Below are 22,319 nucleotides of genomic sequence, written 5' to 3' on the forward strand. Positions count from 1 at the left end.
CACCCCGCCAGCCGGGAGGCCCGCACCGGCCCCGCCCCGTCCCTCCCGTCCGCCCCGACCACCGTCCGCACCGCGGGACTCGACGTCCTCGCCTGACCGGCCACCACGACAAGGAACGAGAACCATGCCACTCGACGGGATCACCGGCTCCGTGGACACCGCCACGGCCGCCGCCGCAGTCGCCGCCAACCCGACCTCGTCGCGGTCGCAGACGATGGACTCCGAGGTCTTCATGAAGCTCCTCGTGACGCAGCTCCGCAACCAGGACCCGTCGTCGCCGATGGACACGAACCAGATGATCAGCCAGCAGACGCAGCTCGCGATGATGGAACAGGTCACCAACCAGACCACGACGGCCAACGAGGACTTCTCGCTGCAGATGCGGATGGCCGCCGCGAACCTCGTCGGGAAGCAGGTCAGCTACACCGACGCCGCCTCCGGCGCGGCCGTGACGGGGACCGCCACCGCGGTGTCCTACGCCAAGAGCGTGCCGACCGTGACCGTGAACGGGAAGGAGGTCGATCTCGACGTGATCTCCGGTATCACCACCGCCTCCGGTTCCTGACCCAGCTCTTTCCCACACACTGCTCGTCCACGAAGGGACGCACCATGCTCCGCTCGCTCTACTCCGGCATCTCCGGCCTCCGCTCCCACCAGGAGATGCTCGACGTCACCGGCAACAACATCGCCAACGTCAACACCGTCGGCTTCAAGTCGTCGACCACCGTCTTCCAGGACACCCTGTCGCAGATGACCCAGGGTGCCGGTGGTCCCCAGACCGGCATCGGCGGCACGAACCCGGCGCAGATCGGCCTCGGCGTGCAGGTCGCCGGCGTCTCCACCAACTTCGCCCAGGGGTCCGCGCAGGCCACCGGCAAGGCGACCGACCTGATGATCTCCGGCGACGGCTTCTTCGTCACGCGCCTGGGCAACGACACCGTCTACAGCCGCGCCGGGGCGTTCGACTTCGACGCCGACGGCCGCCTGGTCAGCTCCGACGGCAAGATCGTCCAGGGCTACTCGGCCACGGACGGCGTCGTCAACGACGGCGGCCAGATGAGCGACATCACCCTGCCGCTGCAGGCCGCCGCTCCCGCCACCGCGACCAGCACCGCGGGTGTCACCGGCAACCTGCCCTCCGACACGAAGACCGGCGAGGTGCTCAACCGCGACGCCACCGTCTACGACCAGTACGGCACCAAGCACACCCTGTCGCTCGCCTACACGAAGACCGACACCGGGTGGACCGTCGCCGCCTCGAACGGGCAGGGCGCCTCGGCCACCGGCACCGTCGCGTTCGGCGCCGACGGCAAGATCACGCGCGGTGCGACCCTGCAGGTCGGTGGCGTCGCGGTCGACATGACCCAGCTGACCGGGTTCGCCGCGCTGAACACCGCGTCGATCTCGTCCCAGAACGGGCACGAGGCCGGCTCGCTGAAGAGCTACTCGATCTCGAAGGACGGCACCGTGATGGGCACGTTCTCGAACGGCGCCTCGCTGGCCGTCGGCCGGATCGCCCTCGCGACCTTCGCCAACCCGGCGGGCCTGGAGAAGACCGGCGCGTCGGGCTACCGCGCGACCGCGAACTCCGGTGCCGCCACCGTCGGCGTCCCGGGATCCGCGGGCGTCGGCTCGCTGGCCGCCGGCACGCTCGAGATGTCGAACGTCGACCTGTCTCAGGAGTTCACCAACCTGATCGTCGCGCAGCGCGGCTTCCAGGCGAACGCCCGCATCATCACCACCTCGGACGAGGTGCTGCAGGAGCTGACGAACCTGAAGCGCTGATGAACGACGAGGACCCCCGATCCCGACTGCCGCTCGGCAGGGGAGCGGGGGTCCTCTTCGTGACCGTCCCACACGTGTCGGACGACCGGTGCGCGGTACCCGTTCCCGACCTCTAGGCTCGGTCGGGTACTCGCCGGTGCACGGGGCGCACGGCGGAACCAGGGGGAACACATGTCGATCACGTTCAGGATCACCATCGCGGGCGCGACCGCGATCATCGCCGCCGTCGCCATGACCGGCTGCGCCGGACCCGGCAGCACCGCGCCGGCGAGTGAGCGCCCGACGTCGAAGGCATCGTCAGCGACGCCGACGCCGACGGCCGACGCCGCGATGCCGGAGAACCTGACCTTCGAGGACGGCGCCGCGCTCTCCACGACCAAGCTGCCGGCGTTCAGCCTCGAGGTCTCCGCCCTCGCCGACTGGAAGCAGACCGGTGAGGACCCTGCCACGGGGACGCGGGAGTACACGAAGTCCGACGGCTCCGTCGCGACGATCACGCAGCAGCGGATCACCGACCTGGACCCGACGATCGGCGACCGTGCGGCCACCGAGCAGCTGTTCACGGCCGCCGGGTTGCCCGCCGAGCAGCTCGAGGAGCAGCTCCTGCCGACGATGACCGACGGCACGGCACAGTTCCTGTCGATCGCGGGCCACAACTCGGACGGCTCGTGGTCGGCGACCGTCGCGCGTGCGTTCGCGAAGCCCGGTGCCGCGCTCATCGTGAAGGTCAAGACGACGTCGCAGGAGTCTCTGCGTCCGGACCTGCACGACATCCTCGTCCACGCGCAGGTCGTCATCGTCTAGTCGCGGTCGCGCTGCCGGTCGTCGTCCACGACCGGGAAGGCCACGACGGCCAGCAGTCCGCCGTCGCTCCGTGGCGTGAGGTCCAGGGTCGCGCCGTGTGCGGTCGCGACCTTCTGGACCAGCGCGAGTCCGAGTCCGAAGCCGCTGCCGTCGCTGCGGGTGCGGTCGAGCCGACGGAACGGTTCGGTCAGCGTCGCCGCCTCGGCAGCGGTGATCCGTCGGCCGTCGTTCGCCACGGTCAACCGCACGTCGGGCTGCGCGGTGACGGTGATGTCGATCGAGCCGCCCGGGACGTTGTGGACGACGGCGTTCCGGACCAGGTTCACGACGAGCTGCCGGACGAGGACCGGTTCACCGGGGACGACCGCGTCGTCGAGGTGCACCGACACACGGAGACGGCGGGCGACGAGCTCGGCGTCCACGGCACGGAGGGCGGACGCCACCTCGTTCCGCAGTGCGATCGGTCGCGCCGTCAGGTCGGAGTCGCCGCGCGCGAGCTCGAGGAGCGCAGCGGTGATCGAGGTCATCTGGTCGACCGTGGTGTGCAGCCGGTCGAGGGTCCGGGCGGTCTCGGGCGGGTGGTCCGACCGGAGTGCCACCTGCAGCATCGTCTTCATGCTCGCCAGCGGGGTGCGGAGTTCGTGGGACGCGTTCGCGGTGAACCTTGACCGGCTGGTGAAGGACGCCTCCAGGCGGTCGAGCATCGCGTTCACCGTGTCGGCCACGTCGCGGATCTCGTCGTGGGGCCCGTCGACCGCGATGCGCGCGTCGAGATTCCGGTCGTCGAGTCGTTCGGCGGTGGCCGCGATCTGCCGGAGCGGCTGCAGCAGTCGGCCGGCGACGAACCAGCTCACGACACCCCCGACGCCGCCGATGACGAGCAGCGCCGGCAGGGAGACGATGAGGAACAGCCGCAACACGTCGTCGCGTCCGTTGATCGTGTAGAGGTCGTGGGTCGTGCCGTAGGGGAACGGGCCGGCGGTGAACGCGTACCCGGGCACGATCGCCAGCACCGCGAACACCGTGGCGAGCATCGCCCCGCCGGTGAGCAGGATGAGTGCCGTGTAGGTGAGCGTCAGACGGAGCCGGATCGTCAGCCGTCGAGGCTGCTCGGTCACGGTCGCTCCTCGGACACGGACGGAGCTCGGGCGTCGGGTGCGATCGCGTAGCCGACCCCGGGCGTGGTGCGGATCGGGTCCGGGTCGCCGAGCCGTCGCCGGAGGCCCGAGATCGTGACGCGGATGGCGTTCGTGAATGGGTTGGCGTTCTCGTCCCACGCCTGCTCGAGCAGTTCCTCGGCGCTGACGACCCCACCCTCGGCGCGCAGCAGGACCTCGAGCACGGCGAACTCCTTCCGCGACAGGCGCAGGTACCGGTCGTCGCGGTACGCCTCGCGCCGGAACGGGTCCAGGCGGATCCCGGCGCGTTCGAGGACCGGTGGCAGGCGTCGGCGGCTGCGTCGGTTGAGGGCACGGAGGCGCGCGACGAGCTCCTCGAGGTCGAACGGTTTGCCGAGGTAGTCGTCCGCACCGAGCCGGAGGCCGTCGACCCGGTCGCCCAACGTCGTCGCCGCGGTGAGCATGAGGACGTTCGGGCCGTCCTCGGACGCGACGATCCGGGCGCAGACCTCGTCACCGTGCATGCCGGGCAGGTCCCGGTCCAGGACGACGACGTCGTACCGGTTGACCGCCAGCCGTTCCAAGGCGTCGAGACCGTTCCCGACGACGTCGGCGGAGACCGCCTCGAGTCGGAGGCCCGCCTGGATGGCGTCCGCGAGGAACGGTTCGTCCTCGACCACGAGTACGCGCACCGTGCTCCTCACGCCGCAGTGCGGGGAGCACGACGGCAGGGTCATCAGAACACACCCCGTGTAAGGACGCCGTAAGGAGGAACGCCGACGCTGCCGCAACGGCCGATCTCGTGTGCTGGGCGCATGCACCGCTCCCGAACTGAACCCACCGCCGGCGTGCCAGCCACGGCCCGTCCCACCGCCGACCCGGCCCTGGTGACGCCGCTGCTGCCGTCGCTCACCGGCCTGCGATGGGTGGCCGCGTTCGTCGTCTTCGCGTACCACGTGCGGAACCTGGGCTACTTCTCCGGACGTGCCCAGGGGCTCCTGGCCGACACGATGGGTGCCGGCGCCACCGGCGTGTCCCTGTTCTTCGTCCTGTCCGGGTTCGTCCTCGCCTGGGCGTACCGACCCGGAACGCGGCCGACGACGTTCTGGTGGCGCCGCGTCGCCCGCGTCTACCCGCTGCACTTCGTCGGCGTGGTCCTGGCCGTCGTGGTCGCGCACGTCCTCATGCCGAGCATCGTCACGACGTCGTCGAAGGCGCTCCTGGCGAACTTCCTGCTGGTGAGTTCCTGGCACGGGCCCTGGTGGCAGGCGGGCAACCCGGTGTCGTGGTCACTGGTCTGTGAGGCGTTCTTCTACCTGGTCTTCCCCCTGCTGATCCGGGTCCTGCACGGGGCGCGGGCCGGGGTGCTCTGGGCTGCCGTGGCGCTGTCGGTGCTGTCGGTCGTCGTCGTGCCGCATCTGGTCGCCGTCCTGCCCGGCCAGCTGTCCGCGGCGAACTGGCCGCCGGCTCGGCTGCCCGAGTTCGTGCTCGGTGTGACGGTCGCGTGCTTGATCCGGTCCGGCGCCTGGCGTGGACCGGGCCTGGCGGTCTCGGCGGTCGTCGCGGTCGCGGGCTTCGTCGCAGCCGACCGGTACCCGGGGTCACCGTTCGCCCTGATCGGCTTCACCCTGATCGGGTTCACGCTGCTGATCGGAGCCCTCGCCCGCGCCGACGTCGCCGGCGTCCGGACCGTCCTGTCGTCGCGGCCGCTCGTGGCCCTCGGTGAACGGTCCTTCGCGTTCTACCTCGTCCACTTGCTCGTCATCGACACACTCGGCGCGCTCTGGCCGGTCGCTGATCCGCGCCCGGCGATCGGCGGGCTGACACTCACCGTCCTGGCGCTGGCCGTCGCGCTGCTGGTCGCGGCCGTGCTCCACCGCCTGGTGGAACGGCCTGCACGCACGGCACTGTTGGCGGTCCCCGGGCTGTTCGCTCCGTCCAGGGTGTCGGTGGTCACGCGGTGACGAGGCGTCCGCCCAATGGATCCGGACCAGAGCGCGGGTCCAGAGCCGAGCGCGGATCCGGACGGGAGGCGCGGGGCGGCGGGGGAGCACCGGCGCGGTTCCCGCCGCGGCACGTCCACCCCCGGGGATCGACCGTCACCCGAGCAAGCGGTCACCGCGCCTCCCGGCCGTCTATGGTGGCCGCATGGGGACCTGGAGTGCAGAACCGGTGGGCAACGACTCGGCAGCCGACTTCGTCGGTGATCTCGAGGACGAGCGCGGGTGGGCCGTCGTGCAGGCGGCACTCACCGCGGCGACCGACGCGGGACCCGAGATGGACAGCGATGTGGCCGAACTCGCCCTCGCCGCCGCCGAGGTCGTCGCGCACGGGGTCGGACGCCCGACCCAGGACGACGCCTACACCGCGAGCATCGCGCAGTTCGTCGAGCGGGCCGGCAAGCCGGACGAGGCGCTCGTCAGCCTCGCCGCGCAGGCCGTCACCGCGGCCGGGAGCCCGGAAGGTGAACTCGCCGAGCTCTGGGACGACGCCGGATCGGACGACCTCGCCGAGTGGCGCGAGTCGATCACCCGCCTGACCGCGAGCCTCAGCGCCGATCGGTAGGGCGTCAGCGTCCTCTGGAGTCGGCGAACACCTGATCGACGGCACGGCGTGCCGCCACCGCGGCCGGTTCGTCCGGGTCGGGAGTGTTCGCGACGGTCGACAGCGCCTTCCACAGCGCCCAGCCTCGGCCGCGCGCCCAGCACGCGTCGTCGACGTCGAGCAGGTCACGGAACCCTCGGCGGCTCGTCGTGTCGAGGAGCGTCCAGGCAACGGCGAGGTCGCATGCCGGGTCGCCGACCCCACACGTTCCAAAGTCGATGACTGCTGCGAGGTGCCCGTCCCGCAGCAGGAGGTTGCCGGCGGCCAGATCACCGTGGAACCAGCGCACGGCGCCGTCCCAGGGCGCGTCGACCGCCTGCGACCAGATCGCCCACGCCAGGTCGACATCGACCCGGTGCTGCAGCGTCGCCAGCGCACGGGTGGTGAACGGTTCGAAGGTCCGGAGTGATCCGCCGCGGAACCAGTTGTGCACTCCCGGACCCGGACCGCTGCTCGGATCGATCCGCTGCAGCGCGGCGAGGAACCCGGCGAGGTCGGTCGCGAGGCGATCGAGGTCAGCGATCGCGGCCGTCGAGGCGGGGGCTCCTTCGATCCACCGCCGGACCGACCAGTCGAAGGGGTAGTCCGCGCTGGGGCGGCCGAGCGCCACGGGCTCCGAGATCGGGAACGGGAGGTGCGGGGCGAGCCGGGGGAGCCACTCGTGCTCCTTCTCGACCGCGAGTGCGTACTCGGCGGCGCTCGGCAACCGGACCGACAGGTCGTCACCGAGGTGGAAGGTCCAGTTGTCCCAACCGCCGTCGTCGACCGGTCGCACCGGTCGATCACGCCACTGCGGGAACTGCTCTGCGACCAGGCCACGGACGACCTCGGTCGTGACCGGGTTGCGCTGCGGTGTGGGCCCGAACGCGAAGACGTCGCTCACCGGGGCCCCCGGACCAGGTCGGGGCGGGAACGGGGCTGTGCTCCGCCGTCGTTCTGCATGGGCCGAGCCTCGCACAGACCTCCCGCGTCCGTCGCCCCCGGTCGGTAGCCTGCCCGGATGGTGACGAACGTCGAGGCCGCGTACACCGACCGGGCTGCCGAGTACGTCGAGCACCTCGGGACGATGGCGTCGGTGCACCCGTCGGACGTGCAGCTCGTCAGCGCGTGGGCAGCGGAGGTGGAAGGCCCGCTGCTCGACGCCGGGTGCGGTCCGGGACACTGGACGGCGTTCCTGGCGGAGCAGGGCCACGACGTCCACGGGATCGACAGCGTGCCGGCGTTCGTCGACCATGCCCGCGGCAGTCACCCGCATGTCCCGTTCGCAGTGGGCAGCATCGACGCCCTCGACGTGGCGGCGGACACCCACGGCGGGGTGCTCGCCTGGTACTCCCTGATCCACCACGACCCGGGGTCCATCCGGCGCCCGCTCGACGAGTTCGCGCGGGTCCTGGGGCCGGGTGGGATGCTCCTCGTCGGGTTCTTCGTCGGCCCCGTGGTCGAGGCGTTCGACCACGCCGTCGTGACGGCCTGGCGCTGGCCGACCGAGGCGCTCGAGCACGAACTGGGGGCCGCCGGCTTCGACGTCGTCGAGACCCACACCCGTATCGCGGCGACCGGGACACCGCGCCCGCACGGGGCGGTCCTCGCCCGCGTCCGTTCCTCGGCCTGATGCGGCTGAGGTCGGCACGCGTGACACCGGACCGGTGCGGGCGCACACTGTCGTGAGGAGCGGCAACGGTGCCGTCCCGGAGCTGCAACGGGAGACGACATGCACTACCTCGTGAACGTCCTGGACAGCTGGCCCGCATCCGGAACGGAGTCGACCGGGCGGGCCTCGGACGCGGAGGCAGCGGCGGTCGACGACTTCAACGAACAGCTCCGCGCAGCGGGCCAGTGGGTCTTCGCCGCGGGGCTGTCGGAACCGTCGCGGTCGACCGTCGTCGACGACCGCGGTGGTGCCGGACTCGTGCACCGCGGCCCGGCCGTCGACGTGCCCGAGCAGGTGGCGGGGCACGCCCCGGAGCACGTGGCGGGCTTCTGGATCTGGGACCTGCCGGACGACGACACAGCCCTCCGGCTGGCGCACGAGGCTTCACGGGCGTGCAACCGGCGCATCGAGGTCCGCCCGGTCCTCTGACCACCGGGCGAGCGCCCAGTCGGGTACCCGGTACGGTCGCACCGGGGAGTGCCAGGGGAGCACCACCCGGGAACGAGGGGGAACTCGCATGGGGAACGTCGTCGGTGCGGACTCGCTGCGCTGGTACCGCCCGATCCGGGAGGCCCGCGCCCCCGGCCCGACGCTCCTCTGGCTGCACGGCGGCGGGTTCTTCCGCGGCACGCCCGAGCAGCCCGAGGCGCACGACGTCGCCCGCGTCCTCGCCGAGCAGGGCGTCACGGTGGTGACCGCGGCCTACCGCCTGGCACCGTTCCCCGGCACCGGGAGGTTCAGGCCCCGACCGGCAGGCCCGCAGGAACGCTTCCGCCTGCCACTCGACGACGTCGTCGCCGCAGCACGAGCGGTGTCGGCCGTGTCGCCCCACGGCGTCGTCCTGGGCGGCGCGAGCGCCGGCGCATGCCTGGCCGCCGCCGCGACCCTGCACGCGCTCGACGACGGCGCGCCTCCGGTCGGCGCGATCTTCGCGTACGGGTTCTTCCACGCCCGGCACCCGCGGGACGGTGACCCGGCGCACCGATCACGCGGACACCGACGCATCACTCACGCACCGTGGGCACTCGACGTCGCGAACCGGAACCACGCCGGAACGCGTCAGGCGCTCGCACACCGGTACGCGTTCCCGGGCGGCCACGACCTCACCGGGTTCCCGCCGACGCTCGTCGTGGACGCCGAGCGGGACACGATGCGGACGTCGGGAGGCCGCTTCGCCTCCGAACTCGCCGACGCGGGCACCGACGTGGAACGCCACGTCCTGGCGGACAGTGCGCATGCCTTCCTGAACCGCCCGGGCCTCCCGGCCTTCACCACCGGGACCGCCCTGATCGCCGAGTGGATCGGCCGTCGACCGGGCCACGGGTGAACAACCGGCGTCGATCCGGTTCGAGCTCTTGCGTCCCGTCAACAGATAGTCGTACTCTCCGAGAGTGCGAATATCTGATCTGGCCCGAGAGGCCGCGACACCGCTGACCGCCGTCAAGTACTACCAGCGCGAAGGACTGCTCCCCGCCGGCGAGAAGACCGCCCCGAACCAGACCGCGTACGACCGGCGGCACGTCGAGCGGGTCCGCCTGGTCCGCGCGCTGCTCGAGACCGGCGGCCTGTCGGTCGCCGTCACCAAGCAGGTCCTCGCCGTCCTCGACACCGACGACGCCCCGCTCGCCGAGGTCTTCGAGGTGGCCCAGTACTCCATGACCGCCCCGCGGTCACCGGAGGCTGCCGCGAGCCGGGAGGCCCGTGACCGCATCACAGACCGGGTCACCGTTGCCGGGTGGGCCACCACGACCGACAACCCCGGTCACGAGACCGCAGCACGGGCGCTGGACGGCCTCGCCACCATCGGCTTCGACGCCCCGGACGACTACCTCGACGCCTACCTGACCGCGGCCGCCACCGCGGCCCGTGCCGACGTCGCCGCGCTGCAGAGCCGGGACGGCCGCGACGCGATCGCCGAGCTCATGGTCGTCGGCACCGTGCTGGGTGATCCGCTGTTCGCCGGACTCCGGCGCATCGCCCAGGAGGACGCGACCCACGACCTGTTCCCCGTGCCCACAGACGGCGCGACCTCGTGACCGCGCCCCGGCACGTCGTGCTCGGCGGCAACGGCGTCATCGGCCGCGAGACCCTGCGCGCCCTCCGCCTCCACGGCCTCGACCCGGTGTCGGTCGGCCGACGCCCCGCGGTCGACCACACGGACGCGTCGCTCACCGCGGACCTCCTCGACGCGGACGCCGTCGGCCGAGCCCTCGACGGTGCCGACGTGGCGTACTTCGTCGCCGGGCTGCCCTACTCGGCGTCGGTGTGGGCGGAGCAGTGGCCGACGATGGTGCGGCACACGATCGCGGCTGCTCGCCGCCACGGCACCCACCTGGTGTACCTCGACAACGTCTACGCCTACGGCCGGGTCTCCGGACCGATGACGGAGGACACCCCGATCCGCCCGGTGAGCCGCAAGGGCCGGGTCCGTGCCGAGGCCCTGGACCAGCTCGCGTCCGCCGCCGCTGACGGCCTGCGGGTGACGATCGGCCGCAGCGCGGACTTCTTCGGCCCGGGGGCGACGACCAGCGTCCTCAACGGCTTCGTCCTCGACCGCATCGCCGCCGGGAAGCGACCGACGTGGCTCCTCGACGCGGGCCAGCCGCACTCCCTGACATCGACGGTCGACGTGGGTGACGCCCTCGTGGTCCTCGGCACCGATGAGCGGGCCGCGGGCCGGACCTGGCACCTCCCCACCGCTCCGGCCCGCACCGGTCGGCAGGTCGTCGAACTCGCCGGCCTCCCGGCGACGCAGACCGCGGTGATGGGCTCGGCGATGCTCCGGCTCGGCGGGGTGTTCTCCGCGGCCGCTCGCGAGACACTCGAGATGCGGTACCAGTGGGCGGAGCCGTCGGTCCTCGACTCGGGCGCCTTCGAGCGGACGTTCGGCATCGCGCCGACCCCGCTCGAGGTCAGCATCCCCGCAGCACTCGCGCACATCCGCTCGGTGTCCCGGTGAACCCCGCGTTCCGCCGCGCCGTCGCCTGGCACCCGGCGCTCATGACGGTCGCCGCGGTCATGGCCCTCTTCGCCGTCGTCAGCGTCGTCGGGCTGCTCGTCGACCCGCGCACGGTCCTCGGCGCGCCGCTGTGGGCGAAGCCGCTGAAGTTCTCGGTCTCGATCCTGCTGTACGCCGTCACCTGGGCGTGGTTGATCGCGCACCTGCCCCGATGGCGGCGGCTGGCGCACCGGCTCGGCACGGTGATCGCCGTCACACTGCTCGTCGAACAGGCGCTCATCCTCTGGGCGGCCGCCACCGGCACCACCAGCCACTTCAACGTCTCGTCACCCCTGCACGTCGTGGTGTGGGGCGTGATGGCGGTGTCGATCACCGTGCTGTACCTCTGCACCTTCGTGACCTCGGCCGCGCTGTTCTTCCTGCGCCTGCCGACACCCGCGCTCACCGTGGCGGTCCGGCTCGGCGCGGTGATCGCCCTGGGCGGCATCGGTGTCGCGTTCCTCATGACCGGTCCCACCCCGACGCAGCTGACGAGCCCGGACGGCATCGTCGGCGCGCACGCGGTCGGGGTGGCTGACGGCGGTCCGGGCCTGCCGGTCCTCGGGTGGAGCACCACCGGCGGCGACTACCGGGTCGCGCACTTCGTCGGCATGCACGCCCTCCAGCTGATCCCACTCGTGGCACTGGCGCTCACGGTCCTCGCGCGCCGGGTCCCGCGACTCCGCTCGGACACCACGCAGGTGCGCATCGTCGTCATCGTCGCGCTCGCCTACGCCTGCGGCACGGTCCTGCTCACCCTGCAGGCGGCAGCCGGTCAGTCGGTGGTGCACCCGTCCGCAGCCGTGGCCGCGGTGGCCGGGGCGATCCTCCTGGCCGCGTCCGCCGCGACGGTGCTGACGCTCCTCCGCCGACCGGCACCGGTACTCCGGACGACGTGACCGAACCGTGTCCCGGAGCCGCGAGCGACCGGTGCAGGATCGTCGCATGGGGACAGGGCGGGCGGCGGGCATCAGCGGGGCAGTGTCGACCGCGATCGTGGTCGTCCTCGGGGTCGCCGGCTGCGCTGGCCCGGCGGCGTGCACCGCGATCGGCTGGGCGAACGGCGTCGAGCTGACGCTGCTCGGCGACACCTCGGCGGTCGCCACCGTGACGGCGTGCGGCGGGGCTGGATGCACTCCGCCCACCGCCGACGATCCGCTCGCCGACCCACCGGAGGCCGACCCCGGCAGCACGCCGACGCCGGTGCCCGGTGGCGTCCGCTGGCCGGTGCACCTCGGCATGGACACGCCGCACCACGGCGCGGTCGCCGTGTACGACCGTTCTGGTCAGCTGCTCGTCGAGCAGGCGGTGACGATCCGCTGGGACAGCCCGCACGCGGCGGACCCGTGCGGCGGGCCGTCGTCCGGACGCGTCACGATGCGCCTGCCGGCGTCCCCGGGTTGACCGTGTGATCCGGCTGACGAGCGTGACCGGAGCCGGACGGGAGGCGCGGCACCCGCCCGCACCGCGCCTCCCGTCCGGGACGGCGTGAGTGAGCCGGCGCCGCCGGTCTGATCGTCGCGTCGGTCAGACCGGCGCCGGCAACTCCAGGCCCTTGAGCTCGCGCATCACGGAATTGAGGTGCCACTGGTCGCGGAACAGCCCGTAGCGGTCGCGGTCCGTCGTGACGATCTCCAGGTCACGGCGACGCTCGAGCAGCGTCAGGTCGGAGTCGGTGACGGTGCGGACCATCGTCCAGGGCAGCGGCTCGACGCGGACGGCGGTGGCGAACTCGGCCTGCAGACGCGAGGTCAGGACCTCCAGCTGCAGCGAACCGATGACACCGACCATCGGGGCCTGCGCGGTCCGGCGCTCGGACTCGAGCAGCTGCACGACGCCCTCGCCGGCGAGCTGCTGCATGCCCTTCCGGAACTTCTTCGCGGTGCTGGGGTCGGTCGGCGCGACGGTCGCGAACATCTCGGGCGCGAACCGGGGGAGCGGCTCGAACTCGACCGCCTCGTCGCTGTAGAGCGTGTCACCCGGGTGCAGCATCGTGGCGTTCACCAGACCGACGACGTCCCCGGGCCAGGCGACGTCGACGGTGTCGCGCTCCCGACCGAAGACGCTGAGCGCGTGCTTGGTGTTGAAGCGACGGCCGGACTGTGCGTGGGTCAGCATCATCCCGCGGTCGAAACGGCCGGAGCAGATGCGGACGAAGGCGACCTGGTCGTGGTGGGCCGGGTCCATGTTCGCCTGCACCTTGAACACCTGGGCGGCGAACTGCTCGGTGACCGGGCGGGGAGCGCCGTCCTCGGTCCGGCGGGGCAGGGCCGGGGGAGCGGTGTCGCGGAGGAAGCGCAGCAGGTCGACCGTGCCGAGGTGCTTGGTGGCGACGCCGAAGAACACCGGCATGCTGACCCGGGCGTGGAAGTCGTCCTGGTCGGGCAGCCCACGGACCTCGCGGGTGAGTTCGACCTCTTCGAGCGCGGTCTCCCATGCAGAGCCGAAGAGTTCGGCGGCCTCGGCCGCGGGGCGCTCGGTCGCGACCGGCAGGTGGCCGCCACCGGTGGACTCGTACGTCGTCAGGGTCCCGGTCGCGGTGTCGACCAGCCCCTGCAGGTTGCCGGCCTCGCCGACGGGCCAGGTGACCGGGGTGGGCGCACGGCCGGTGCGTTCCTCGAGCTCGTCGAGCAGGTCGAGGGCTTCGCGGCCCGGGCGGTCCCACTTGTTGACGACGGCGATCACCGGGATGTCGCGCGTGCGGCACACCTCGAACAGACGGATCGTCTGCGCCTCCATGCCCTTCGCCGCGTCGATCAGCATGACCGCGCAGTCGACGGCCGCGAGCGCGCGGTAGGTGTCCTCGGAGAAGTCGGCGTGACCCGGGGTGTCGACGACGTTGATGAGCGTGCCGCCGGCGTCGAGCTGGACGACCGCGGAGCTGATCGAGATGCCGCGACTGCGCTCGATCTCCATCCAGTCGGAGACGGTCGCACGGCGGGTGGCCTTGCCCTTCACCGCGCCGGCTTCGTCGATGGCCGAGGCCGCCAGGGTCAACGACTCGGTGAGCGTCGACTTACCGGCGTCCGGGTGGGCGATGACGGCGACGGTGCGACGGCGGTCGGCTTCCCGCTCGATCGTGCCGGCGAGCGCTGCGTCCGCCGGGGACGGACCGGTCACGCGTCGCCCCGCTCGGGGCGTCGACCGACGGCGAGACCTGGGCGTTCCGACTTCTGCACCCCACGACGATACCGACTGCCCCGGACAGTCGACGAACCGGAAGCCTCCGGGAGGCCCGTCCCGGTCAGGTGGCACGACAGGGAACCCCTCCCCGGGAGGCCCGGCCGTACCGTGGGCGCATGCCGAACGAGAACGAGGTGCGGGACTTCCTGATGTCCCGCCGTGCCCGGATCACACCCGAATCGGTCGGCCTGCCGGGTGGACCCGGTCGACGCGTGCCCGGCCTCCGTCGTGGCGAGGTCGCCGTCCTCGCCGGGGTCAGCGCCGAGTACTACGCACGCATCGAACGCGGGAACCTGACCGGCGTCACCGACACGGTGCTCGACGCCGTCGCCCAGACCCTGCGGTTCGACGACTCCGAGCGGGCGCATCTGTTCGACCTGGCGCGGTCGGCGAACGCGTCCCCGGTGCGCCGTGGTCGTCCGACGGCTCCGGCCTCCGTCCGCCCGGGCCTCCGCCACGCACTCGAGGCGATGCACGACGTCGTCGCCTTCGTCCAGAACACCCGACTCGACGTCGTCGCGATGAGTGACCTCGGCCGGGCGCTCTACAGCGACGTCATCATGGCCGGTGGCGATCAGCCGAACTTCGCCCGCTTCGCGTTCCTGCACCAGGACCTGTCCCGTCGGCTCTACCCGGACTGGGAAGGAGCGGCGGACACCTCGGTCGCGATGCTGCGGACCGCGGCCGGACGACACCCGGACGACCGCGCCCTGCGGGACCTGATCGGTGAGCTCGCGACCCTCAGTCCGGAGTTCCGGCAGAAGTGGGCGGCGCACGAGGTCCGGCTGCACACCCACGGCGTCAAGACGTTCCACCACCACGCGGTCGGCGACGTCCGGTTGCACTTCGAGAACCTGACGCCCGGGCTCGACGACGAGCACAGCGTCATCGTCTACGCGGCGGAACCGGGCAGTGCGGACGCGGAGTCGTTGCAGCTGTTGGCGAGCTGGGCCGCGACCCGCACGACGGACGCGAGCGGCGCCTCCCGGGCCGAGGACGTGACCCGGGGCGGAACCCGGTGACGACCACCGCGCCCACCCCGACGACCGACCACACAGCCACCCGGATGCCCTGGGCGGCGCTGGTCGCCCTCGCTGCGATCGGGTTCCTGCTGCTGTCCGCCGAGACGATGCCCGCCGGACTGCTGCCGCTGATGGCCGGCGACCTGGGCGCCAGCGAGGGCGTCATCGGTCAGTTCATCAGCGTCTGGGCCCTCGGCACCGTCGTCGTCACTGTCCCCGCGATCACCCTGACCCGCGGGATCCGTCGGAAGCCGCTGCTGCTCGCCTCGCTGACCTGCCTGGTGCTCGCGAACACGGTCACGGCACTCTCGTCGGACGTCGTCCTGTCGCTCGTGTCCCGCTTCGTCGGCGGCGCGGCGACGGGTGTCCTGTGGGGGATGCTGGCCGCGTACGGGCGCCGGATCAGCCCGCCGAAACGCGGCGGGCTTGCCCTGGCGGTCGTGTCGACGGGCGCACCGGTCGGCTTCGCGCTCGGCACACCACTCGGCGCCTGGGTCGGCGGCGTCCTGGACTGGCGGTGGTCGTTCATCGGCATGTCACTGCTCGGCATCGTCCTGCTGGTCCTCGTCGTGCTGCTCGTGCCCGACGTCGCGGGGCAGGCAGCCGGTGGGCGCCTGCCCCTACGACGGGTGTTCCTGCTGCCCGGGGTCCCGGGCGTCCTGGTCGTCATCGTCCTGTGGATGCTCGGCCACAACACGATCTACACCTACATCGCGCCGTTCCTCCGCGACACCGGGACCGGGCTCTCGGCGGACCTGGTGCTCCTGGTCTACGGCGTCTGCTCGATCGGTGGTGTCGCACTGACGGCAGCGCTGATCGACCGGCACCCGCGGGGGCTGCTCTGGGCGAGCCTCGGCGGGTTCGTGTCCGCCGCGGTGTTGCTCCTCGTCGGACACGGGTCGCCCGCGGTCGTGCTCGGTGCCGCCGTGCTCTGGGGGCTGACCTTCGGTGGAGCGTCGCCGCAGCTGCAGAGCGCTCTGACGAACGCCGGCGGCCCGGAGTCGGACCTCGCCAACGCGTTCCTGCCGGTCGCCTTCAACCTGGCGATCTCCGCCGCGGGCCTGGTCGGAGCGCTGCTCCTGGGGTTCTCGGGTGGGCTGGTCCTCGCGGTGTTCATGGCCGTGCTCGGGGCCCTGGCACTGGCGGTGACGATGGTCTGCCGGGGGACCTTCGCCGCTCGCGGATGACGGCCGCTCCGGTCGCTGGGTGCGGCGGCTGGTGACCGGGGTCTGAGGCCCGGCCTCTGCGATCGGCCTAGTACTTCGACTTCGCCGCACAGGTCACCGTGTCGGCGGTCTGCCCGGAGACAGAGTCCGGCAGCTCGGCGGCGGACGCGCTCGCCCGGGGCGTCGCCGGAGCCGTCGTCGGACTGCCGGCTGCGGGCGGGGTGGTGGTGCCCGACGCACTGGCCGGAGCCGACGGTGCCGCGGTGGGCGCGTCCGGATCGCGCACCGCCGAGCGGCCGAGGCTGTCCGGCGCGAGCTGCACCGGTTCGTCGGCCTGCAGCGCCGCGGTCAGGGTGGCGGCCGGCCCCTCGGAGACCAGGACGCGCGCAGGGTCGGCGGGGTCATCGACGACCGGGAACTGCAGGAACACCATGTTGGAGAGTCCGACGGTGTTCACGGCCAGGGCCAGGCGGGCCAGGGTCGCCGGGTCGTTCAGGGTGTCCGACAGCACCATGTTCTTGAAGGCCGTGTCGGCCAGCCGCAGCACCTTGGCCGGGTTCGTGAGCGTGCCGGCGGAGACGGTCTGGCGGGCCAGCGCCGACATGAAGGTCTGCTGGTTGCTGATGCGGCCGAGGTCACTCGCGTCACCGACGCCGTGCCGGGATCGGAGGAACGCGGCGGCTTCGGCGCCCTTGAGCTCCCGGTTGCCGGGCTGCAGGTCGAGCGCCGGCGTGACGTCGTCGTCCTTGATCGGGGTGGCGAGGCAGACCGTGACACCACCGACGGCGTCGGCCATCCGGACGACCCCGTCGAAGGTGATCTTGCCGGCGTAGGCGATCTGCAGGCCGGTGAGCTTGCCGATCGTGCTCGCGACGCAGGCCAGACCGTGCTTCTCGCCACCGCGGGAGAGCGCGGTGTTCAGCATCGCCGCGGACGATGCCGGTGTGACGGTGCCCTCGTCGTTCGTGCATGCCGGGATCGGGACGACGAGGTCGCGCGGGAAGCTGATGACCGACATGTTGGTGTGGTCGGCCGAGATGTGCACCAGGATGTTGGTGTCGTTGTTGCCGACACCGTTGCTCGCCTTCTGGTTCGCCGCGTCGTCGAACCCGGCACCCTGACCGTCGCGGGTGTCGGTCGCGACGAGCAGCATGTTCACCTCGCCGGACTGCGCCGTCAGTGCGGGCGCCTTCTTCGCCGTGGTGCCGGGCATCGCGAGCGAGACCGAGGGTTGCGCGTTCTGCAGGACCTGCCAGGTGGCGATCGCGGCGATCGAACCGGAGCCGACCACGGCGACGGCCGCGACGACGGCGATGCCCCGCAGCACGAAGCCGAACGGACTGCGGCGGCGGAGTCTGCCGTGCCGCGTGGGCGGCGCCGGGGTCGTCGACTGTTCCGCGTGCGCTCGTCCGTCGTCCGACATGCATCTCCCAGTACCGACCGAGAGGAGCCCCGGTCTCGCCATCATGCCGGACGGCGAGGCTCCCGACCGTCAAGACACCTGAGAGAACGTCAGGCGGCGGCTTCCGCGTCCTCAGGGAACGGGGCGGTCCGGAGCGTCGGGCAGTGCTCGGGGGTCGGGTGCTCGGAGATGTGGATGACCTCGTCGAGCCGGTCGCGCGCCGCCGTCAGCTCCGCCAGCTGCGTCGTGATGCGGTCGCGTTCCTGCACGAGCAGCGCGAAGGACTCGGGCGTCGCGGTACCCGCGTCGACACAGGGCAGGAGCTGGACGATCGTGCGGCTCGGCAGTCCGGCGGCGAAGAGCTGCTGCACCAGGCGGACCCGGTCGACGGCTCCCGTTCCGTAGGTCCGCTGGCCACTGCCGGTCCGGGTGGCGGTGAGCATCCCCTGCTCCTCGTAGTACCGGAGCGAGCGGACGCTCACCCCGGTCCGGGCGGCGAGGTCCCCGATGCGCATGTCGTCTCCGTTCGGGGCTTGCCCCTGACATTGATGTGAGGTCCTACCGTAACCGAGCCGCAGCGGGACGGACCCGTTCGGCGGAAGGACACCACCATGGACATCACCGGATCCGTCGCCCTCGTCACCGGGTCGAACCGCGGCATCGGACGCCACTTCGTCGAGCAGCTCCTGCAGCGCGGCGCGTCGAAGGTCTACGCCACGGCCCGTCGGCCCGAACTCGTCGACGTCCCCGGTGTCGAGGTGCTCGCCCTCGACATCACCGACCCGGCCTCGGTCGCGGCAGCCGCAGCGGCCGCTGGCGACGTCACCCTGCTGATCGACAACGCCGGCGTCCTGTCGTCCGGCTCGCTGCTCACCGACGACCTGGCGGACGCCCGGCGCGCGGTCGACACCCATCTGTGGGGAACGCTCGAGATGGTCCGGGCCTTCGCCCCCGTCATCGAGCGGAACGGCGGCGGCGCGATCGTCAACGTGCTCTCCGCACTCTCGTGGTTCTCGGCACCGGGTGCGGGTGGGTACGCCATCGCGAAGGCCGCCGAGTGGAACATGACCAACGCCGTCCGACTCGAGCTCGTCGGCCGGGGCGTGACCGTGCAGGGTCTCCACCTCGGTGCCGCGGACACCGACATGATGGCCGGCTACGACGGCCCGATGACCGACCCGGCGGACGTCGTCCGCGCCGCCCTCGACGGGGTCGAACGGGACGCCACCGAGGTGCTCGTCGACGACTGGACCCGCATGGTCAAGGCCTCCCTGGCGGGCGATCCGGTGGACTTCACGGCACAGATCGGCTGACCCGGTCGGCGCGGGCTGACCGGTTCCGGACCGGGGACACGACGGACGGGAGGCCCGTGGCGGCGCCGCCACGGGCCTCCCGTCCGTCGGGTGCGTCCGTCCGTCAGCAGCGGTCGATCAGCCCTTGAGACCGGCGGAGGCCATCGTGGCGACGAACTGCTTCTGCGCGACGAGGAACAGCAGGATCAGCGGCAGGGTCGCGACGACGTTGCCGGCCATCAGCAGCGACCAGTCGGTGCGTCGGACCCCCTGGAAGTTCGTCAGGCCGAGCTGCAGCGTGAAGGCGTCCTCGTTGTTGATCGCGATGAGCGGCCAGACCAGGTCGTTCCACGAGCCGAGCAGCGTGAAGACCGCCAGGGTGGCGAGTGCCGGACGGGCGAGCGGCAGCACGATCCGGAAGAAGACCTGCAGGCGGCTGCAGCCGTCGATCATGCCGGCCTCCTCGAGTTCGGCGGGGAGCGAGAGGAAGAACTGGCGCATCAGGAAGATGCCGAACGCGGACGCCAGCCACGGCACGATCGCGGCGCCGAGGTGGTCGACGAGGTGCAGCCGCGCGAACATGACGTAGGTCGGGATCATGAGCAGCTGCGACGGGATCATGATCGTGGCGAGGACGGCCAGGAACCCGAAGGTGCGCCCGGGGAACCGCAGCCGGGCGAACCCGTACCCGGCGAGCGAGCACAGGACCAGGTGCGAGACGATCGCCGACGCCGAGACGATGACGGTGTTGAGCAGCCAGTGCAGGACGTCGCTCTCGGCGAAGAGCCGCTCGTAGCCGGACAGCGTGAAGTGCGTCGGGATGAACGCCGGCGGGAACCTGTTGATCTCCGACGCGGGCTCGAGCGACGTCGTGAACATCTCGATGAACGGCACCAGGAAGAGCAGCGAGATCGGCAGCAGCAACAGGTGCCAGGGGCTGAACGGCAGGCGTCGTCGTCGGGCGGTGGGCAGTCCGGTGGACATCAGGGCGTGCTCCTTCCGGCGCGACGCTGCGCGACCGTGACGATGACCGTGGTGACGAGGGTGAGGAAGAACAGGCCGTAGGCGATGGCGGAGCCGTAGCCGAACTGCAGGTTCTGGAACGCGACCTTCCACAGGTGGTAGACGATGGTCTGCGTCGCGTCGAGCGGCCCGCCCCGGGTGGTCGCGTAGACCAGGTCGAAGAGCTGCACCGCCTGCAGGGTCTGGTAGATCGCGACGAACGTGGTGACCGGTGTCAGCTGCGGCCACACGACCCGCCAGAAGGTCTGCCACGCGTTCGCGCCGTCGATGCGGGCGGCCTCGATCACCTCGCCGGGGACGTCCTGCAGCGCGGCGAGGTAGATCACCGTCGTGAACGCCGCCTGGCCCCAGAGGGACATCACGATGATGACGAGCATCGCCTCGCTCCGGTCCTCGAGCCAGCCCTGCTGCGGCAGGTGCAGGACCCGGAGGACGTTGTTGACGATGCCGAACTGTGGGCTGAACAGGTAGGTGGTGAGGATGCCGGTCGCTGCCGCGGAGGCCACGAACGGGACGAAGACGGCCGTGCGGTACAGCCCGATGAACCGGATCTTCCGGTTCAGGGCCACCGCGAGGAACAGCCCGAGCAACAGCGACGCCGGCACGAACAGGACCGTGTAGAGGCCGGTGTGCAGGACGGCGGCGCCGAGCGAGGCATCGGTCACCAGGTCCTGGTAGTTCTGCGTGCCGACCGGGGCGGCCGGGCTGAAGCCGTCCCAGCTCTGGAAGGACAGGACGAGCGCCCACACCCCGGGGAAGACCGTCAGGCCGAGGACGATGGCGAGCGCGGGGGCGACGAACCCCCAGCCGGCCGCTGCCTCCCGCCGGGAGCGGGCGGACCGCCGGCGGGCCGCGGCCTTCGTGGGGGTCTGCTCCCGCGGCTTCGGAGGCTGGATCGTGGAGGTGGTCATGTCGTGGCTCCTAGCCCTGGCGCAGTGCCTTGTCGGCGGCGACGGTCGCCTGCCGCAGCGTCTCGGCGGGGGTGCCCTCGCCCTGGAGGACCCGGGCCACCCCGTTGCCGACGGCTTCGGACAGGCCGTTGTACCCGGGCACGGTCGGTCGGGCCTGCCGCGCGTTCGCGGAGTTGGCCTGCATCACGTCGAGCCCCGGCAGCGCGGCGACCTGCTTCCGGAACGCGGCGCTGGAGGTCTCGCTGGAGCGGAGTGGCAGGTTGCCGACGGCCACGTTGAACCGCTCGTCCTGCTCCGCCGACGTCAGCCAGCGGGTGAACTCGGTCGCCCAGTGCGCACGGTTCACGTCGTCGTTGTCGAAGACGGTCCAGAGGTCCGGGCCGGACACCGTCTGGTGGTCGCCGTCGGTGCCCGGCAGCTGCACGACGCCGTACGAGGTCTTCGCGGTCTGCAGGGCGGAGAGCTGCCACGGCCCGGAGGTGATCATCCCGATCCGGTCGCTCGCGAACAGCTGCGCGGCCTTCGTGTCGGTCTGGTCCAGGTAGACGCTGCGGTCGTCGACGGCCATGCCGCGGAGGAACGCGACCGCTCGCACACCGGCCTCGGAGTCGAACGCCGACCGTTCGCCGTCCTCACTGAGGATCGCGCCGCCGTTCTGCCACAGGTGCGGCCAGAGCTGCCAGGTCGTCTCCTCGCTGCCGGACACCGAGTAGCCGTACCCGTAGGTGTGGCTGTCGGCGTCGGTCAGCCGCTCCGCCGCGCGTCGGAAGTCGCGCCAGGTCCAGTCCGCGGTCGGGTAGGCGACACCGGCGCGGTCGAACACGGTCTTGTTGTAGAGCAGGGAGATGTTGTCGACGACGGCCGGGAACCCGATCACCTTGCCCCCGGTCGGCTGCGCGGTCGCCCGGGCCGCCGACGAGAACTCGTCCCACCGCACCTCCGGGTCGGACACCACGTCACGCAGGTCGAGCGTGCGACCGGAGCGTTCGAGTTGGCTGGCCCAGGACCCGAACGTGTAGGAGACGTCGGGGGAGTCGTGGCCGGCGAAGGACGCCGCGAGCTTCTGCAGCAGTTCCTCCGTCGACGACGAGCCGGCGGACATGTCGATCGTGACGTTCGGGTGCTCGTCCTCGAACTCGTTGACGAGCCGCTGCAGGAGCTTCTCGGCCTGGTCGCTCTGCCCGGACCACATCGTGATGGTGACCGGCGCGTCGACGTCGAGCACGGTCGCGCCCGGGGTGGCGCAGCCGCTGAGCGTCGTCGTCGTGACCGCGAGCGCGATCCCGAGGACGGCACCCCGCAGTCGTCTGGTCCGTGGTCGGCGGGGGGACGTGCGTCGTGGTGTCGGCACCGAGAACTC

At 71.8% G+C, this 22,319-nt stretch carries 24 protein-coding genes; 15 read left to right on the forward strand and 9 right to left on the reverse strand.

Annotated elements, in window-relative coordinates; genetic code table 11:
* Positions 1-124: 124 nt before the first annotated feature.
* The 3 genes from QL987_RS01750 (at position 125) to QL987_RS01760 (ending at position 2,589) form a co-directional block, all read left to right on the forward strand.
* Positions 125-565 (forward strand): flagellar hook capping FlgD N-terminal domain-containing protein, encoded by a 441-nt coding sequence (locus QL987_RS01750; protein WP_110902389.1) that lies wholly within the window; start codon positions 125-127, stop codon positions 563-565.
* A gap of 44 nt (positions 566-609) precedes the next feature.
* Positions 610-1,785 carry a flagellar hook protein FlgE gene (locus QL987_RS01755; RefSeq protein WP_221852683.1) on the forward strand — a complete coding sequence of 392 codons (1,176 nt, stop codon included), beginning with the start codon at positions 610-612 and terminating at the stop codon, positions 1,783-1,785.
* 171 nt (positions 1,786-1,956) lie between these two features.
* Positions 1,957-2,589, forward strand: coding sequence for a hypothetical protein (locus tag QL987_RS01760; RefSeq protein ID WP_290155996.1), 633 nt, complete (start codon positions 1,957-1,959; stop codon positions 2,587-2,589).
* Here QL987_RS01760 and QL987_RS01765 read toward each other — a convergent pair.
* Positions 2,586-3,707: a HAMP domain-containing sensor histidine kinase gene (locus tag QL987_RS01765; protein WP_290155998.1), complete on the reverse strand. Its 1,122-nt coding sequence runs from the start codon at positions 3,705-3,707 to the stop codon at positions 2,586-2,588. The two genes, QL987_RS01760 and QL987_RS01765, sit on opposite strands and share 4 nt — an antisense overlap.
* Positions 3,704-4,399, reverse strand: coding sequence for a response regulator transcription factor (locus QL987_RS01770; RefSeq protein ID WP_111073335.1), 696 nt, complete (start codon positions 4,397-4,399; stop codon positions 3,704-3,706). Before QL987_RS01770 ends, QL987_RS01765 begins: the two co-directional genes overlap by 4 nt.
* Positions 4,400-4,522: 123 nt before the next feature.
* On the opposite strand from QL987_RS01770, the gene QL987_RS01775 reads away from it, so the two are divergent.
* Together QL987_RS01775 and QL987_RS01780 are read left to right on the forward strand one after the other, a co-directional pair.
* Positions 4,523-5,671 (forward strand): acyltransferase, encoded by a 1,149-nt coding sequence (locus QL987_RS01775; protein WP_290156001.1) that lies wholly within the window; start codon positions 4,523-4,525, stop codon positions 5,669-5,671.
* 184 nt (positions 5,672-5,855) lie between these two features.
* On the forward strand, positions 5,856-6,272 hold the full coding sequence (locus QL987_RS01780; protein ID WP_253462951.1) for a DUF4259 domain-containing protein: 417 nt from the start codon (positions 5,856-5,858) through the stop codon (positions 6,270-6,272).
* Positions 6,273-6,276: 4 nt separating this feature from the next.
* Here the strand turns inward: QL987_RS01780 and QL987_RS01785 are convergent, their stop codons facing one another.
* Entirely contained in the window at positions 6,277-7,194 is a 918-nt protein-coding gene (locus tag QL987_RS01785) for an aminoglycoside phosphotransferase family protein (RefSeq protein WP_290156002.1), read from the reverse strand.
* Between the two features lie 117 nt (positions 7,195-7,311).
* Between QL987_RS01785 and QL987_RS01790 the strand changes: the two genes are divergently transcribed.
* The 7 genes from QL987_RS01790 to QL987_RS01820 all read left to right on the forward strand — a co-directional run bounded on the left by QL987_RS01790 (position 7,312) and on the right by QL987_RS01820 (position 12,364).
* The gene (locus QL987_RS01790) at positions 7,312-7,923 is read left to right on the forward strand and encodes a class I SAM-dependent methyltransferase (RefSeq protein ID WP_290156004.1); all 612 of its coding nucleotides are present in this window, start codon (positions 7,312-7,314) and stop codon (positions 7,921-7,923) included.
* Between the two features lie 99 nt (positions 7,924-8,022).
* Complete coding sequence (locus QL987_RS01795) at positions 8,023-8,391, forward strand: YciI family protein (RefSeq protein ID WP_290156006.1); 369 nt, start codon at positions 8,023-8,025, stop codon at positions 8,389-8,391.
* 88 nt (positions 8,392-8,479) lie between these two features.
* Positions 8,480-9,289, forward strand: a complete 810-nt coding sequence (locus tag QL987_RS01800) for an alpha/beta hydrolase (RefSeq protein WP_290156008.1) — start codon at positions 8,480-8,482, stop codon at positions 9,287-9,289.
* 64 nt (positions 9,290-9,353) lie between these two features.
* Positions 9,354-9,998, forward strand: coding sequence for a MerR family transcriptional regulator (locus QL987_RS01805; protein ID WP_290156010.1), 645 nt, complete (start codon positions 9,354-9,356; stop codon positions 9,996-9,998).
* Positions 9,995-10,921 carry an NAD-dependent epimerase/dehydratase family protein gene (locus QL987_RS01810; RefSeq protein ID WP_290156012.1) on the forward strand — a complete coding sequence of 309 codons (927 nt, stop codon included), beginning with the start codon at positions 9,995-9,997 and terminating at the stop codon, positions 10,919-10,921. The genes QL987_RS01805 and QL987_RS01810 overlap by 4 nt, the downstream gene beginning before the upstream one ends.
* On the forward strand, positions 10,918-11,859 hold the full coding sequence (locus QL987_RS01815; protein WP_290156013.1) for a hypothetical protein: 942 nt from the start codon (positions 10,918-10,920) through the stop codon (positions 11,857-11,859). Before QL987_RS01810 ends, QL987_RS01815 begins: the two co-directional genes overlap by 4 nt.
* A gap of 46 nt (positions 11,860-11,905) precedes the next feature.
* Complete coding sequence (locus QL987_RS01820; protein ID WP_290156014.1) at positions 11,906-12,364, forward strand: hypothetical protein; 459 nt, start codon at positions 11,906-11,908, stop codon at positions 12,362-12,364.
* A 123-nt stretch (positions 12,365-12,487) separates the two neighbouring features.
* Here the strand turns inward: QL987_RS01820 and QL987_RS01825 are convergent, their stop codons facing one another.
* Entirely contained in the window at positions 12,488-14,080 is a 1,593-nt protein-coding gene (locus QL987_RS01825; RefSeq protein WP_290156015.1) for a peptide chain release factor 3, read from the reverse strand.
* 179 nt (positions 14,081-14,259) lie between these two features.
* Here QL987_RS01825 and QL987_RS01830 point away from each other — a divergent pair, with 179 nt between their 5' ends.
* Positions 14,260-15,165, forward strand: a complete 906-nt coding sequence (locus QL987_RS01830) for a helix-turn-helix transcriptional regulator (RefSeq protein ID WP_290156016.1) — start codon at positions 14,260-14,262, stop codon at positions 15,163-15,165.
* Entirely contained in the window at positions 15,162-16,352 is a 1,191-nt protein-coding gene (locus QL987_RS01835; RefSeq protein ID WP_290156017.1) for an MFS transporter, read from the forward strand. The genes QL987_RS01830 and QL987_RS01835 overlap by 4 nt, the downstream gene beginning before the upstream one ends.
* 67 nt (positions 16,353-16,419) lie before the next feature.
* Here QL987_RS01835 and QL987_RS01840 read toward each other — a convergent pair whose 3' ends face one another.
* Both QL987_RS01840 and QL987_RS01845 read right to left on the reverse strand, forming a co-directional pair.
* Complete coding sequence (locus tag QL987_RS01840) at positions 16,420-17,754, reverse strand: LCP family protein (protein WP_290156018.1); 1,335 nt, start codon at positions 17,752-17,754, stop codon at positions 16,420-16,422.
* Between the two features lie 89 nt (positions 17,755-17,843).
* Positions 17,844-18,248 carry a MerR family transcriptional regulator gene (locus QL987_RS01845; protein WP_290156019.1) on the reverse strand — a complete coding sequence of 135 codons (405 nt, stop codon included), beginning with the start codon at positions 18,246-18,248 and terminating at the stop codon, positions 17,844-17,846.
* Positions 18,249-18,344: 96 nt separating this feature from the next.
* On the opposite strand from QL987_RS01845, the gene QL987_RS01850 reads away from it, so the two are divergent.
* Entirely contained in the window at positions 18,345-19,046 is a 702-nt protein-coding gene (locus QL987_RS01850; protein ID WP_290156020.1) for an SDR family oxidoreductase, read from the forward strand.
* Positions 19,047-19,163: 117 nt separating this feature from the next.
* Here the strand turns inward: QL987_RS01850 and QL987_RS01855 are convergent, their stop codons facing one another.
* Genes QL987_RS01855 through QL987_RS01865 form a run of 3 tightly spaced genes read right to left on the reverse strand, consistent with a single transcriptional unit; the run spans position 19,164 to position 22,310 of the window.
* Positions 19,164-20,009 carry a carbohydrate ABC transporter permease gene (locus QL987_RS01855; protein WP_111073348.1) on the reverse strand — a complete coding sequence of 282 codons (846 nt, stop codon included), beginning with the start codon at positions 20,007-20,009 and terminating at the stop codon, positions 19,164-19,166.
* A complete protein-coding gene (locus QL987_RS01860; protein ID WP_290156021.1) occupies positions 20,009-20,959 on the reverse strand; it encodes a sugar ABC transporter permease in 951 nt (316 codons plus the stop codon). The genes QL987_RS01855 and QL987_RS01860 overlap by 1 nt, the downstream gene beginning before the upstream one ends.
* 10 nt (positions 20,960-20,969) lie before the next feature.
* Complete coding sequence (locus tag QL987_RS01865) at positions 20,970-22,310, reverse strand: extracellular solute-binding protein (RefSeq protein WP_290156022.1); 1,341 nt, start codon at positions 22,308-22,310, stop codon at positions 20,970-20,972.
* Positions 22,311-22,319 lie beyond the last annotated feature (9 nt).

The sequence above is a fragment of the Curtobacterium sp. APC 4022 genome (assembly GCF_030407555.1).
Classification (GTDB): Bacteria; Actinomycetota; Actinomycetes; order Actinomycetales; family Microbacteriaceae; genus Curtobacterium.

Excerpts from the sequence above, each read along its gene's own strand:
- QL987_RS01750 (WP_110902389.1), top strand. The coding sequence starts at position 125 with ATGCCACTCGACGGGATCACCGGCTCCGTGGACACCGCCACGGCCGCC.
- QL987_RS01755 (WP_221852683.1), top strand. The coding sequence starts at position 610 with ATGCTCCGCTCGCTCTACTCCGGCATCTCCGGCCTCCGCTCCCACCAG.
- QL987_RS01760 (WP_290155996.1), top strand. The coding sequence starts at position 1,957 with ATGTCGATCACGTTCAGGATCACCATCGCGGGCGCGACCGCGATCATC.
- QL987_RS01775 (WP_290156001.1), top strand. The coding sequence starts at position 4,523 with ATGCACCGCTCCCGAACTGAACCCACCGCCGGCGTGCCAGCCACGGCC.
- QL987_RS01780 (WP_253462951.1), top strand. The coding sequence starts at position 5,856 with ATGGGGACCTGGAGTGCAGAACCGGTGGGCAACGACTCGGCAGCCGAC.
- QL987_RS01790 (WP_290156004.1), top strand. The coding sequence starts at position 7,312 with ATGGTGACGAACGTCGAGGCCGCGTACACCGACCGGGCTGCCGAGTAC.
- QL987_RS01795 (WP_290156006.1), top strand. The coding sequence starts at position 8,023 with ATGCACTACCTCGTGAACGTCCTGGACAGCTGGCCCGCATCCGGAACG.
- QL987_RS01800 (WP_290156008.1), top strand. The coding sequence starts at position 8,480 with ATGGGGAACGTCGTCGGTGCGGACTCGCTGCGCTGGTACCGCCCGATC.
- QL987_RS01820 (WP_290156014.1), top strand. The coding sequence starts at position 11,906 with ATGGGGACAGGGCGGGCGGCGGGCATCAGCGGGGCAGTGTCGACCGCG.
- QL987_RS01830 (WP_290156016.1), top strand. The coding sequence starts at position 14,260 with ATGCCGAACGAGAACGAGGTGCGGGACTTCCTGATGTCCCGCCGTGCC.
- QL987_RS01840 (WP_290156018.1), bottom strand. The coding sequence starts at position 17,754 with ATGTCGGACGACGGACGAGCGCACGCGGAACAGTCGACGACCCCGGCG.
- QL987_RS01845 (WP_290156019.1), bottom strand. The coding sequence starts at position 18,248 with ATGCGCATCGGGGACCTCGCCGCCCGGACCGGGGTGAGCGTCCGCTCG.
- QL987_RS01850 (WP_290156020.1), top strand. The coding sequence starts at position 18,345 with ATGGACATCACCGGATCCGTCGCCCTCGTCACCGGGTCGAACCGCGGC.
- QL987_RS01855 (WP_111073348.1), bottom strand. The coding sequence starts at position 20,009 with ATGTCCACCGGACTGCCCACCGCCCGACGACGACGCCTGCCGTTCAGC.
- QL987_RS01860 (WP_290156021.1), bottom strand. The coding sequence starts at position 20,959 with ATGACCACCTCCACGATCCAGCCTCCGAAGCCGCGGGAGCAGACCCCC.